This is a genomic window from Sphingobacterium sp. KH_072 (assembly GCF_057837975.1).
In genome coordinates, this window is the sequence record NZ_CM174457.1 from 32,868 (window position 1) to 45,781 (window position 12,914).

Consider the following 12,914-nt stretch of genomic DNA (forward strand, 5'->3'; position numbering starts at 1 on the left):
TATGCAATTTAATAACGAAAAAGCGATTTATCTCCAAATAGGGGAGTACGCGATGGATCGGATCCTGCTCGAAGAATGGCGAGCCGAGGAAAAAATCCCGTCGGTACGTGATTTGGCGGCAAATCTCGAAGTGAATCCTAATACCGTCATGCGGGCCTACGATCACTTGCAGCAACAAGAAGTAATCTATAATAAACGTGGAATAGGCTTTTTTGCAAGCAACAGCGCCAAAGCGCTGATTCTGAAAACGCGCAAAGACCATTTCCTAAATGAAGAATTAACGGTCGTATTCCGTACCATGGATCTGCTGGATATCAGCATGGAGGAAGTGAATACTTATTATCAAAATCGATAAAGAAACTTAAAATGAAAACATCAAATATTCTATTTGCCAGCACCTTAGCGTTACTGCTTGTGGTGGCTTGCATACCGCAGCTCGTAGGCCTGATCAAATATGATCATGAAAATAAACCTGCGGATTTTTTGTCACAATTCTGGTTTGAGAATTTTAATCGAGATAAAGGTGAATTGGTGCTAAACAATTTTTACTATATCCAATTAGATGGTCAAGGACAGCAGATATCTTTGGTTGTGAACAAGAGCCAAGTGGATACAGCAAAAGCATGGAATGTATTGCGAAAAGATGTAAAAATGGAAGTGAAGAATGATACACTATACCTGGAACCGCTTAATAAAGATGGCTTCTACCTCGTTTTAGATGTTCCGAACTCCATTCGCGAATTGACAGTTAACCAATCTAAACTATCAACATCATTTGCCGAGGACTTGGTTGATGATATGCAGTTAAATATCCTTGGAGGTAGTGATTTTACTTTAGGTCCGCCTTATCGAGGAGAAGAAGACACCATTCAACGTGTGATTCCGAATCTTCGCTTTTCTATTTCTGGAAAATCCAGAGCATATGTAGATAATTATCATGTGGGACAACTGCAGGCGGATCTTCAGGATGGTTTGATCCGTTATTCGCCCAATCTAAAGGTAGACACCATGGATGTTAAGTTAGCAGGTAAAAGCAGCGTGTCGTCTACACGGCAAGATGAAAACAATCAAATAGGTTTACTGAATGTCTCTGGCGATAAGAATTACTTTCGTAAAGACTTTATTGGCCAGAATGTCCGGCTCAATCTCATCAATTAACGCCGTATGATCTTCTTGATTATGAGATACGTGTATCAGATTGCGGAGCTAATCTGTACGTTAGTAGAAAAGTTTTAATAGGTAACGGTACCTCCTTGTAACACATTTCAGGCTTGCTTGAAGTGTGTTTTTTTTTGATTTCGTCCTTGCGAAGGCGAGGTACGAGGCTATGGCAATCTTTGAATGATATTATTCAGATATAAAATGGCAAGCAGCTATTGTTCACCACAACCTAATCTAGTATTTTTATTTAGCGAAAAAGCTGCGTCTCTATTTTTGAGAGCTAAATACTAAAGAAGACAATATGGAAGAATACAAAATACCTGCGCAGACCCGCATCGGGCACGTACATTTAAAAGTATCTGACCTTAAGCGCGCACTAGATTTTTACCACGATTTGTTAGGCTTTGAAATCACGACGATGTACGGTGATCAGGCCGCATTTATTTCTGCAGGCGGCTATCATCATCATATTGGCTTAAATACCTGGCACAGTAAAGGTTTTCCAGCAGCATCTCCTGATGGTGTTGGGCTGTATCATACCGCGATCGTGTATCCAACTAGAAAAGATTTGGCGATGATTTTGAACCGGTTGCAGGATGCCAATTATCCGCTGACTGGCGCCAGCGATCACGGTGTTTCTGAAGCGATTTACTTAGATGATCCAGATGGCAATGGCGTGGAGTTGTACTGGGACAAGCCCCAAGAACTTTGGCCAAAGAAAGCTGACGGATCTTTAGAAATGTATACAAAACGACTTAATTTAAGTGAATTAAGAGCAGAAGCCCATACCTAGTTTTATTGCTGAATAGCTAGTAATTATAAAAAAATCACTCGAAGAGTTTCTCCGTCAAGTTTTGAAGAAAGTGATAACTCATCATGCATAGGGCAATCGCTACAGGACTGCCCTATGTATGATGAATTACATTATTGGCTGCATTATCTTCTTTCCTGATATACGCCGACTTCTGATAATACCGCTTGTGCTTTCGTTTTTGCGATGTTCAATCGAATCTTGTCGCCAATGATGCCATCGAATCTGAACACCTTGATCCGGCCTTGAACCGAAGGTTTGGCTTGGATCGGTTGCCACTTGCCATCTTTTAAATATTCGACTGTATAATTTGCTGGGTGATCTTTGCCTTCGGTGATGACAATCGTGTTAAACGATTGAGAGCGATCAAAGGTCAATTCGTACCAAGGCTGGCCAGGATCTGCTGCGTTAGAAACCCACGAGCTGTTGAAGCTGTCATCATTGGCAAAATCCATGATATTCATATCGTCGCTCCAACTACTGTTGCTGACTACATTTTTGGCGATATTGCTTGCCGTGATCGGATATTCGTAAGTCGGCAGTGCTTTGTAGTTGGTATTATTCGTATACTGTTTGCCAATTTCTGCCAAAGCATCCAAGGCATTCTGGTCAATAGTGCCATCTGCATTGGGCGCTACGTTGAGCATGAAGTTGCAATACGCTTGGTTGTAAGGAATGATAAACTCTTCGACCAATTTCTTAGCGTCTTTAACCGGCGTGATCGGGAAGTTCTGTTTCCAAAACCAATTTTGCTGTAGTGGTAAACAGGCCATCGCAGGCAGCGTATTGTGTTCTTTGGAGATAAATTGACCAGCTCCCTGTTCGTACGATTTGATGTCGGTATAAAACAATAAATCGCCGGGATACTTGGCCGAGTTCAGATCCATCACCAGACAATCCGGCTGCAATGATTTTACTAAGAAATAGATATCATCAAACGGAACATCATCGTAAGAGATACGCGACCAAGGCGCATCCCAACCATCAATCACCAAAGCATCAATCTTACCGTATTGCGTCAGCAGCTCCGTGATTTGCGCTTTTATTAAATCAATATGTTGTGCCGTTATTTGATTTGGTCGAATGCCCTGATGCGTATCCAAAATAGAATAATACAACATCACGTTCAGATTATTCTGCCGAAAAGCATTGGCAAACTCTTTGACTACGTCCTTGCCTAGCGGCGTATTCATCACATTGTAATCTGTCGTTTTCGTATCCCAAATAGGAAATCCGCTATGATGTTTTGTCGTCAAGCAACCATAGGTCATATTCGCGGATTTGGCGGCTTTAGCCCAAAGGTCTGCATCTAGTTTTGGCGAATCAAACAAGGATAAAGGTGCGTTGGGATCAGACCAATCTTGATCCATAAACGTGGGCATACCATAGTGGATAAACATACCAAACCCCAAATTGACAAAATCCAATTGATTTTTGCGCAATTGTGCTTCTTGTGGCGATGTCTGGGCTTTTAGCTGACCGAACGTGAATAGATTAAGGAATAGGAATAATAGAGATACACAATAAGTTTTGTTCATAATTGATTTGTTTATCTACAAAAATAGACTGTTGCCAGTAGATTGTAACTTAATGAAAGCCTAAATAATGCCTAACAAAAGCTTAACGGCCGACTCGAACCACAGAATTTATTCTAGTTTTAGGGTATGAAAGTGAAAGACAATCCAAAGGTCTACAAATGGATATTGGTGCTTAGCTCCATGGCTTTGGCTTTTATGGTTACTTTCTTGGTGTACAATACCTTCAAACTGAAAGACGAACGCTTTCATGCTTTTCAGAAAGAAAGTATGGTATCGGCCTACGGCCAATATGTAAAGAATGAAAAAGTATTTCCGGGAGGGAATAAACTCTTTGCAGATCATTTTGAAAAACGGCTTCCACGCTTACTTTCTATCGATGATCAAGCGCTGTTTGAAGCCACAAAAGACAGCATAGTGGGCGATCTTATCAACCATCTCCGGCAGTACCACAATTTTGACGCCCTGTTCAACCGTATCTTGTATGATCAGCATTTGGATCGAGATTTTATCTATAAGCTGACGTTTGATGAATTGGAAATCATCAAAAACTCTGACCAAGGCTGGATGAGTATTTACAAATTGGCAGCAGATGATCCGGAAGCTTCCATAGCAGGCACGTTGAGAAAAGTTTCGAGCAACAATAGAGCACTTCAATTATCCATCAATAACAATCAAGGCGCCGAATATCGCTTTACCTACAGTCTTTTTGTAGATCGTCCCAATCGTGTGGCGCAAGTGATCCAAGATATGTCTTTGGTGTTATTTTTCTCAGCGGCCTGTATTCTTCTCACCATACTCATCAATTACCGAACGTTCCAGAATTGGGTAAATCAACGGAAAGAAACAGCGCTAAAAAATGATTTTATGCAGCATATTCGACATGAGTTCAATACGCCGATCACCACGATTGTGGTAGCCGCGCGCAGTTTGCATGATATGCCTTTCGCAGCTGCGAATGAAAAAGAAGTGAAGGAAACAAGCGCCATCATCGAGCGCCAAGGCATGCGGCTTCGCTCGTATGTAAAACAGATTTTGATGTCGATCACGCTAGAAGAGCAGGAACCAGAACTAATATTATCGGATATCAACGAGCTGACGGCGGTATTACTGCGCGATAGTGCTTTACGTTTTGAAGGGAAGATCAACATTACCTACCAAAAGGCGGATGAACCTCTCTATGTTTGGGTAGATTCCTTGCTGTACTTGTGCATACTCGACAATTTGATTGAGAATGCCTGTAAATTCAACAAAGAAAAGAATAAGCACGTTCATTTATTCTGGCAAATTACGAATGCAGACGTGTTGCAGTTGTGTATTCAAGATAATGGCGAGGGTATCGGTGCAGATGATGTGAATTATATTTTCCAGAAATTCTATCGGTCAAAAAAGGCACAATCTAGATCCGGCCTTGGTCTTGGATTGTATTATAGCTACCTCTGTGCTTTTAAAATGAGTTGGGAAATTGCCGTTGCGGCAGCTTCGTGCAAAGGTGCGCTCATTGAAATATCAATCCCACGTAAAAGCAGCTAAGATGAAAGAGCAAATGGACATTTTATTGGTGGAAGATGAACCAGCGTTGGGGGCGGTTCTGTCGCGTTATTTGCAAAATCAAGGTTTCAAAGTCGCATGGAGTACTTCGGCAGAAGATGCTTTTGATAAAGCCCTTTCCACGTTCTTTCGTCTTATGATTATTGATGTGCAACTGCCGGTCGAAGACGGGTTTCATTTTGCTGCGAAAGTGAGAGAGCTATCGCCGACACAGCCGTTTTTGTTTTTGACAGCATTAGCTGGCAAGGAAAATAGGAAGCGCGGCCTAGCACTTGGAGCATTCGATTACATAGAGAAGCCCTTTGAGATGGATGAGCTGATGCTCAAAATTCAAAATATTCTCCACTTTACTGCAAACCAATCAGTAGCAGATTCCAATTCTAATAATGAGGTGATCACTTTAGGCAAAATGTCTTTTCATAAGAACCGCTTGGCATTGTTGACAGCTGCCGGTGTACAAACAAGTATGACCGTTCGAGAAGCGGAAATATTAGGCTTCTTGGCCGAACGAAAAGACACCTTAGTGCTCAAAAAAGAAATCTTACTGAAGTTTTGGGGCGATACCGACTACTTTAATGGGAAAAGTCTGGAAGTGTTCATTTCACGATTGCGAAAGTTACTCAAAGACGAAACAACGATTAAGATCGATAGCGTGTATGGGGCGGGATATATCTTGGTGACTACGGATTAATGGCTACTATTAAACATAAAAAAAGGTTTTCAAACGGGGAGAGAGAAAACCTTTCGATAACCAATTATAAACCTAAAATTATGATACAACAAATATAATCTCCTAAAATGACAAAAGCAAAAAAATCTACTAATTTAGTAGATTTAATTTTACGTGTCGCGATTTAATGCTTTTTGAGTGTGCACTAGAAGAGTGTAGCGTAATAATATAAGCAGGTAATCGAAACCTATAATAGCCATCTTAAATATGTAACAGAGCTACCTGGCTAAAGAAGGTCGATCCATCCCTTTGCTGTACTGAAGCGGCGATAAACCTGTAGCCCGCTTAAACGCGACTGAAAAAGACGACGGTGCCGAGTAGCCCAGCAAGTAAGCAATCTCTTTAAATGTGTGATTGCGGTTGCCAATCAGCTCTTTTGCTCTATCCATCTTGATTTTGATTGCAAATTCGAACAATCCCATCTCATAACGTTGTTTAAAACCTTTTTTGAGCTTAAACTCATTAATCCCATATGCTTTAGAAAGATATTCGGTAGAATAAAACTTGTCGAGATTTTGAGCAAGCAACTGTGCGATTTGCTCGAGTTTTTCCTGTTCACTTTCACGCAAGGCCAACGGCTTTGAGTTAGGGGCTGTTTTATTTTGCGCTTTCTGAAATAACAGGCTCAATAGCAGATAGATCTTTCCCTTGATAAAATATTCTTGACTGATTTCGTCGAGTTCGTTCGCTTTAATGTCTAGCAGTAGATTCGCTATATCTGGACAAATTGGGATGCCGGCAGGGAACAAATGTGCGGCACGGTCGGCGCGCACATCCTCCACAAACTTTTTCACAAAGGAGTGTGTTGCGATCCACTCTTCGAGATGGCCGATTTCCAGATAGATATCCACGTGTCGGTAGTTTTTATTTTTGTCTAATGTCACTTCAAAGGCCGCGCCTTTTGGCACAAAATATACGTAGCTGTGATAGGGAAGGTACTCATTTGGTTGCCCGTCAATAAGGTCTTTTATGGTGTGTGCATGTAGAAAAAAACTCATCTCTACATAAAGACTGTCCGTCACCGTGCTTTTCAGTGTACAATCTTCATGATATAAGGAGTGATATTCGCGAATGGCCAGCGTGTCAGATTCATGAATATATATAGTTTTGAAATCACCCAATTCATTGTGCAGTGACTTCTCTTCGCAACGGCTTTTGTGGCCAGAACCCTGCCAAATCTCATCCAGATAAAAGAAGTCTTGTACTGCATTTTGCTCGCTTTCTACCATAAAATATCTCTCCCGAATTCTAAAACATTTATACCGATCGCAACAAAAACGATAACAGGCATTGTCTACTTTTGCCAAAGTTAATTAAACTAATTCTAAATAAGACAATGAACAACTATAAAACAGCTTGCCATTCGATGCAGCTTGCCATTGTGGCTTTATGCCTTAGCTTAATCGTTTTTCCTGCCGAAGTCGTAGCGCAGAAAGGAAGTGAGATCGTCGGTCGCGTAGTTTCAGGTAATGGTACAACACTATCTGGAGTAGCTATTACCATTGCCAATAACGCACAAAAAACAGTAACTGATGAGAATGGGCGCTATACATTGGGAAATGTACCATCGGGCAAACTAGAAATCATAGCGACCTATCGCAAAACCAAATCTCAGAAAAGTGTGGTGATCGAAGCTGGATCCAAGATTACACTGGATTTTGAGTTGGAAGTAAATCATGATGAAATCGAATCTGTCGTCGTATCTGCTAATCGTAGAAATGTACCGTCATCGACGTTACGTTTGTCGGAAAATCTCTTAGTAACACCGCAGAATATTGTGGTGATCGACAAGAATTTATTGAACGATCAGATGATATTTTCTACTGCAGAAGGCTTTACGCGTAATGTCAGTGGCGCGCGTACGATCTATCATCAAGAAGAAGCGAGCGCTGGTATCGCTGTTCGTGGCTATTCTGCTTCCAATTTAAGAAATGGAATGGATGTGAGTGGCAGTTTCGGTCCGCTTCGCGAAGATATGGCTTTCGTAGATCGTATTGAGTTTGTGAAAGGTCCGGCCGGTTTTATGATGGGCAATACGCAGCCGGGTGGTTTCTATAACATTGTGACCAAAAAACCAAAAGGAGACGATGCGGTCAATAGTGCTCGCTTGAGTCTGGGTAGCTTTGGTCTTTATCGTGCCGAGGTTGATGTAGATGGTAAGCTTTCGCAAGATGGTAAGCTGTTAGGCCGATTTAGCGTGATGGGCACCAAGAAAGGTTCACATGTGATGCATGCTTCCAATGAGCAATTTGTGATTAATCCATCCATAAAATATGTGCATTCCGAAAAAACAGACTTTACGGCGGAATACATTCTATCCCAAAATGCATTCACGGGTGGATTCTCTAAATACGCATATGGTATCAATGGATTTAAAGAACTGCCAAGAGAATTTAGCTTTTCTGATCCGATTATTGATCCAACCGTGGTGCGTGAGCACAATGTATTTGGTACGGTAAACCATTATTTTTCAGATAACTGGATGATGACCGGACAATTCGGTTACATCAATTCGCAAATGCAAGGTGAATCGTTGTACGCGACTTTCAACACATTGGATAGCCTGGGAAATACAAAACGAAACTTAGCCATTGGCGATGCGATGAATACTTCGACCGTAGGACAAGTATTTATGAAAGGTAAGTTCAATGTCGGCGAAGTGCAGAACAATGTACTCTTTGGTTTGGACATGGGTACCAAATCGTACGTAGCAGATTGGACGAATTTGGATACGCTGCCGGGGACATTCAATATCTACAATCCGGTGTATGGCCAATTAAGAAAATCTGATTTGCCGACTTACGACCGCAGCCGTTCATTGCGGGAGCGAGGCGCACAATATCTGACAGAATACAGCTACTATTCTTTGCATGTGCAAGATGAGGCTCATTTTCTAGATGATAAGTTACGCATTGGTGCGGGATTACGTTATACGTCGACTACGCGGACTAGCGCGGCTTCGAATGGTGCCCGTGTGCAGAACAGTGCCTTGACACCAAGGTTTAGTGTTACCGGTTTGATTACGCCAACATTTACCGCATTCGCCTTGTACGATCAGACATTTCAGGAGCAAACAGGTACGCAGGTAAACGGTAATCCAGTAGATCCTTCGCGTGGTACGAGCAAAGAGTTGGGTCTGAAAAAAACGTGGTTTAATGGCAATTTGTTAGCAGGAATTACGGCTTACCATTTGGTACGTACAAATATTACAACTACTGCAGGACCTGATCGTCCCGGTTTGGTTGAGCAATCGGGAGAAGCGACGTCCAAAGGAATTGAAGTGGATATAAACGGTCGTATTTCACCTTCGTTCAATGTGATGTTCAACTACGCGTATACCGATGCAAAAATTACGAAAGACAATAATCCGGCACGAGTAGGAACGATGTTGTACGGAAATGCGGAACACATTACGAATGCTTGGTTGCATTATACTTTGATGAATGGTGCTTTAGAAGGGTTAGGCTTTTCGGCCGGTTATGAGTTACAGGCAAACCGTGCCGCTTGGCCATCCACTGTTGAGAAATATCTTCCAGACAATTTGTTTTCTGTCGACTTAGGTGCATCTTTCAAAAGAGACAATTATAATATAGCTTTGGTCGTGAACAATGTGATGGATCGCTATAATTACACGGGTTTTTATCCTGGAGCATGGGGTTATTCGCACTATGGTTGGAGAGCGTTGCCGCCGCGCGGATTTAGATTGACCTTAGGTTATACGTTTTAACGAATAAGATGATCACCACCAGCTGCTTTTTATTTTTTACCGGCTTTTTACTGTGGATGAGTACATCCAAACGAATATCTTGGCCGGATAAACCGCAATGGTTAGCCCATTGGCAAAGTCGTGAGATCAGCAAGAAAGTAGCTGTCGGGCTATTTGTCCTGGGCACGATTGGCTGTACGCTGGCCTTGGGAGTCGGAAGTGGTTTGTTTGCGGCGGTGGTGATCCTCATGATGATGGGCGGAGTTTGTGTTTTGTTTTTTCCATTCTCTTGGCTTCGCGTGCCGTACGTAGTTGGTTTGTATTTGTTCTGTCTTTTATTTGAACTGTTGTAATTATGCCAGCGAATAAAAAATACCTCACCAAATCGGGCTGGTTGCGTCTCAGCAAAATTCTTGCAGGTACATTGGGAGGCTATAGTACGATGTTTAGTTTTCATTTGCTCATGACCGTATTCTTTCCGAAAGAAAATGTGGTGGCCACTGCTTTTTTTACTGGCTATATTTTGTGGGCGTTCCTTTTGCTTTGGGCATTTGTGGACAAGAATGTCTGGCGCGTATGGCTGATCTACTTACTGGCCACCGGCATTTTTTACGGACTGTACCTTCTTCTTAAAGCATAAAAATCAGATGGATCAAAGGAAATACAATATCTACTTCCATACGCACACGATTAGCGGCATTATCATTGCCGCTTTGCTCTATGTGATCTTTTTCGCAGGTTCTTTCGCTTTCTTTAAAGACAGCATTAGCGCCTGGCAAAAAGCGGAAACACACGGAGAAAACGTATCCGCTGATTATAATTATTTGATCGATTCGCTCTCGAAAACTTATAATCTACAAGGGCGCGATTTTGATTTTTACCTGCTTAATAGCGGGCAGGGTGCTTACATCAATATGTCGGCGTCTAAAGATACCACGATTAGTAAACCTGCACCGGTCGAGGCAAAGAGAGGTCGTCGGCAGCCATCCAGTGATTCTGCTTATTTCCTGTATTTCTTTGCTAACAAGAAACCAACAAGCTATGCTGAAGGCTACGATATGGGCGAATTTTTGTATCGTTTGCATTTTCTGGCTCCGCTCAATCAGATTCCCATTCGCTTGGGGGCACCATTTGGCTATTTGCTTGCCGGTATCGTATCTTTTCTATTTCTATTTGCACTGATAACGGGTTTATTATTGCATTGGGATAAAATCAAAACCAACTTCTTCTTGTTCCGCCCCTGGAGCAAATGGAAAACCGTCTGGACAGATATGCATACGGTCTTGGGTGTTATTGGGTTTCCGTTTCAATTATTGTTTGCGGTAACGGGGGTGGTTTTGATTACGAACTTCGTCCTAACTACGCCATTCTCCCACTTCTTGTATGAGGGCAAACAAGAACAACTTTTTGAGGCTCTGCAGTACAATCGTACGATCGAAGTGCCCTATGCTTACCAAGCTTTAGATAAAGATTTTGATATGAATGCCTACGTTGCCGAATGGCAACAGACTTGGGGTGGAAGCCGTATTTCGCGCATTCACATTCGTAATTTCCAAGATCAAAACATGCAGGTTGTATTGGAGGCAAAACCAAACGCAGAACAACGCTTTGCTGGCTCTGGTTTTGTAAAGCAAAATATTGCTACGGGCGAGGTTTTAGAATCGAAATCGCCGATCGACGTCGCAAACTATGTAGATGGTGTACGCAGCTTGATCTATCACCTGCATTTTGGGGATTTCGGTGGCACACCGTTGCGTCTGGTTTTCTTTGTTTTAGGGTTAATGGGCTGTGCGGTCATCATCTCTGGTATTATGATCTGGTTGGTAGCGCGCAATAAGAATGACATTCCGTTGTATAAAAGGAGGTTCAACTTCTGGGCAAGCAATGTATTTCTGTCTGCCTGTTTAGCGATGTTGCCAGTTACGGCGTTCACCTTCATCATGCTGAAGTTTTTACCGACGATAAATCAAGAAGTGATCTATCGTGTCTATTTTTACAGTTGGCTTGTACTAAGTATCTACCTGATCGCCTTACGAAATCCATCAAGAGTGAATCTGCATACATTGATTTTGTCGGCCATTGCCTGTCTACTGGTGCCGGTAGCCAATGGATTTACCACGGGGTTGTGGTTTTGGAAAACAAGGCAAATGGGAGCCAACGGCGTCTTCCTAATCGATATGCTCTTTTTGCTTCTTGGCATAGCCTGTGTGATAGCTTGTTGGAAAGTCGGCAAGCAGGCGAAGCCTTTTCAGGTGCTGTTGGGTAAGGAAAAGTGGTTAACTAAAGGTAGATAAAGCTCGAATTCGGATTTCATCGACGTTTAGCCCCGCGGTTTCCAGTTTCTGGGATGCTTGCTGCTCGATCAGATCTTTTAATAAGGTGAAGGTTTCATCAAAAGCGACATGCTTACCGATCACGAAAGATAGATCATACTCAATTTCTTCCCACGTGGAGATATCCGCATGATTGTGCTGTAGCTGTACCTCCAATTTATCAATGGCATTCGCCACCTTGGCTTCAAAGGTCTGTTTCTCTTCGAATTCGTAGAATAGGTCGTAAATCTCTTGACCATTGGCTTTGCTCAACATATCACGAAGGCGTTGGATCGCCAGTTCTTCTCTTTGTTGCTTCACTTTTCTGATTTCAGGATTACGAATCTGATCCAGCACCGATACATCTCCGGCCTCGGCTTCCACCAAATCATGAATGATAATCATCTTTAGCAAACGCGCCAAATCTACTTTTTGATCCAACAAGGGTTCAATCAAAATAGCCATCAAAGACATGCGCCACGTATGCTCGGCCACACTTTCTTGTCTTCCATTGGATAGCCAGCTATGGCGAAGTTCAAATTTTAATCGCTCAGCCAATTGCAAAACATCTAAAATGGCGGTAAGTTGCTGTACTTTAATCTCGGGGTTCATAGTTGTAGAAAATTAATCAGTCATCGCTTCACCAGACTTCCTGTATATAAAGTTTCCGTAGATATGTCTTCTTGCGAAACGGCTCGGCGAATCTGAGTTTACCATCTTAATATAGATGTTTTTTGGAACGCCGATGTATTCGAACTTGTGCCCGTTTAGATGTTGCACTTTAAGAATTGACTTCTCTAAATAAAAATCATGAATATTAGATTTTGTAGTCGTTTCAGTGTACTCTTCCTTATGCTTTTCCTGTGTTTCAGCATGTATGCTTACCAGAAAATGATATGCCTCAATAACAGTTTTGCTCTTCTCTTCCGCTTCGATTTTAGCGGCCTCATTATCGACAAACTTGTCAGGATGAGTATCTTTCATCGCATTTCTGTAGATGGTCTTAAGCTCTTTTAGCGTAGCGTTTTTGTCTACTCCCAATAAATTTCTATAGTCTGCAATTTTTTTCATCGCTGTGTTCTTTGAAGATGCAAAGCTAAGACAATTT

13 protein-coding genes are annotated in these 12,914 nt (G+C 42.0%); 9 read left to right on the forward strand and 4 right to left on the reverse strand.

Annotation, left to right across the window (positions count from 1 at the left end; translation table 11 throughout):
- The first annotated feature begins 1 nt into the window (after position 1).
- The 3 genes from AC3IRT_RS00170 (at position 2) to AC3IRT_RS00180 (ending at position 1,954) form a co-directional block, all read left to right on the forward strand.
- Positions 2-355, forward strand: coding sequence for a GntR family transcriptional regulator (locus AC3IRT_RS00170; RefSeq protein ID WP_489394542.1), 354 nt, complete (start codon positions 2-4; stop codon positions 353-355).
- A gap of 11 nt (positions 356-366) precedes the next feature.
- Complete coding sequence (locus tag AC3IRT_RS00175) at positions 367-1,158, forward strand: hypothetical protein (protein ID WP_489394543.1); 792 nt, start codon at positions 367-369, stop codon at positions 1,156-1,158.
- Between the two features lie 304 nt (positions 1,159-1,462).
- Complete coding sequence (locus AC3IRT_RS00180) at positions 1,463-1,954, forward strand: VOC family protein (RefSeq protein WP_489394544.1); 492 nt, start codon at positions 1,463-1,465, stop codon at positions 1,952-1,954.
- 143 nt (positions 1,955-2,097) lie between these two features.
- Here AC3IRT_RS00180 and AC3IRT_RS00185 read toward each other — a convergent pair whose 3' ends face one another.
- Positions 2,098-3,510 carry an alpha-L-fucosidase gene (locus AC3IRT_RS00185; protein ID WP_489394545.1) on the reverse strand — a complete coding sequence of 471 codons (1,413 nt, stop codon included), beginning with the start codon at positions 3,508-3,510 and terminating at the stop codon, positions 2,098-2,100.
- 126 nt (positions 3,511-3,636) lie between these two features.
- Between AC3IRT_RS00185 and AC3IRT_RS00190 the strand changes: the two genes are divergently transcribed.
- Positions 3,637-5,040, forward strand: a complete 1,404-nt coding sequence (locus AC3IRT_RS00190) for a sensor histidine kinase (RefSeq protein WP_489394546.1) — start codon at positions 3,637-3,639, stop codon at positions 5,038-5,040.
- Position 5,041: 1 nt separating this feature from the next.
- On the forward strand, positions 5,042-5,749 hold the full coding sequence (locus AC3IRT_RS00195; RefSeq protein ID WP_489394547.1) for a response regulator transcription factor: 708 nt from the start codon (positions 5,042-5,044) through the stop codon (positions 5,747-5,749).
- A gap of 257 nt (positions 5,750-6,006) precedes the next feature.
- On the opposite strand, the gene AC3IRT_RS00200 is transcribed toward AC3IRT_RS00195, so the two are convergent.
- Positions 6,007-7,017 (reverse strand): helix-turn-helix domain-containing protein, encoded by a 1,011-nt coding sequence (locus tag AC3IRT_RS00200; RefSeq protein ID WP_489394548.1) that lies wholly within the window; start codon positions 7,015-7,017, stop codon positions 6,007-6,009.
- A 107-nt stretch (positions 7,018-7,124) separates the two neighbouring features.
- On the opposite strand from AC3IRT_RS00200, the gene AC3IRT_RS00205 reads away from it, so the two are divergent.
- From AC3IRT_RS00205 to AC3IRT_RS00220, 4 genes are read left to right on the forward strand one after another with little or no spacing between them, the layout of a single operon-like run.
- Complete coding sequence (locus AC3IRT_RS00205; protein WP_489394549.1) at positions 7,125-9,515, forward strand: carboxypeptidase regulatory-like domain-containing protein; 2,391 nt, start codon at positions 7,125-7,127, stop codon at positions 9,513-9,515.
- A gap of 56 nt (positions 9,516-9,571) precedes the next feature.
- Complete coding sequence (locus AC3IRT_RS00210; protein ID WP_489394550.1) at positions 9,572-9,847, forward strand: hypothetical protein; 276 nt, start codon at positions 9,572-9,574, stop codon at positions 9,845-9,847.
- A 2-nt stretch (positions 9,848-9,849) separates the two neighbouring features.
- Positions 9,850-10,134, forward strand: coding sequence for a hypothetical protein (locus AC3IRT_RS00215; protein WP_489394551.1), 285 nt, complete (start codon positions 9,850-9,852; stop codon positions 10,132-10,134).
- Positions 10,135-10,141: 7 nt separating this feature from the next.
- Positions 10,142-11,788 (forward strand): PepSY-associated TM helix domain-containing protein, encoded by a 1,647-nt coding sequence (locus AC3IRT_RS00220; protein WP_489394552.1) that lies wholly within the window; start codon positions 10,142-10,144, stop codon positions 11,786-11,788.
- Here the strand turns inward: AC3IRT_RS00220 and AC3IRT_RS00225 are convergent.
- A complete protein-coding gene (locus AC3IRT_RS00225; RefSeq protein ID WP_489394553.1) occupies positions 11,771-12,418 on the reverse strand; it encodes an HD domain-containing protein in 648 nt (215 codons plus the stop codon). The two genes, AC3IRT_RS00220 and AC3IRT_RS00225, sit on opposite strands and share 18 nt — an antisense overlap.
- Positions 12,419-12,430: 12 nt before the next feature.
- Positions 12,431-12,877 (reverse strand): KTSC domain-containing protein, encoded by a 447-nt coding sequence (locus AC3IRT_RS00230; RefSeq protein WP_249992700.1) that lies wholly within the window; start codon positions 12,875-12,877, stop codon positions 12,431-12,433.
- Positions 12,878-12,914: the final 37 nt, after the last annotated feature.

Coding starts and splice junctions, on each gene's coding strand:
- AC3IRT_RS00185 (WP_489394545.1), bottom strand. CDS start 3,510: ATGAACAAAACTTATTGTGTATCTCTATTATTCCTATTCCTTAATCTA.
- AC3IRT_RS00180 (WP_489394544.1), top strand. CDS start 1,463: ATGGAAGAATACAAAATACCTGCGCAGACCCGCATCGGGCACGTACAT.
- AC3IRT_RS00225 (WP_489394553.1), bottom strand. CDS start 12,418: ATGAACCCCGAGATTAAAGTACAGCAACTTACCGCCATTTTAGATGTT.
- AC3IRT_RS00195 (WP_489394547.1), top strand. CDS start 5,042: ATGAAAGAGCAAATGGACATTTTATTGGTGGAAGATGAACCAGCGTTG.
- AC3IRT_RS00175 (WP_489394543.1), top strand. CDS start 367: ATGAAAACATCAAATATTCTATTTGCCAGCACCTTAGCGTTACTGCTT.
- AC3IRT_RS00170 (WP_489394542.1), top strand. CDS start 2: ATGCAATTTAATAACGAAAAAGCGATTTATCTCCAAATAGGGGAGTAC.
- AC3IRT_RS00200 (WP_489394548.1), bottom strand. CDS start 7,017: ATGGTAGAAAGCGAGCAAAATGCAGTACAAGACTTCTTTTATCTGGAT.
- AC3IRT_RS00210 (WP_489394550.1), top strand. CDS start 9,572: ATGAGTACATCCAAACGAATATCTTGGCCGGATAAACCGCAATGGTTA.
- AC3IRT_RS00215 (WP_489394551.1), top strand. CDS start 9,850: ATGCCAGCGAATAAAAAATACCTCACCAAATCGGGCTGGTTGCGTCTC.
- AC3IRT_RS00220 (WP_489394552.1), top strand. CDS start 10,142: ATGGATCAAAGGAAATACAATATCTACTTCCATACGCACACGATTAGC.
- AC3IRT_RS00205 (WP_489394549.1), top strand. CDS start 7,125: ATGAACAACTATAAAACAGCTTGCCATTCGATGCAGCTTGCCATTGTG.
- AC3IRT_RS00190 (WP_489394546.1), top strand. CDS start 3,637: ATGAAAGTGAAAGACAATCCAAAGGTCTACAAATGGATATTGGTGCTT.
- AC3IRT_RS00230 (WP_249992700.1), bottom strand. CDS start 12,877: ATGAAAAAAATTGCAGACTATAGAAATTTATTGGGAGTAGACAAAAAC.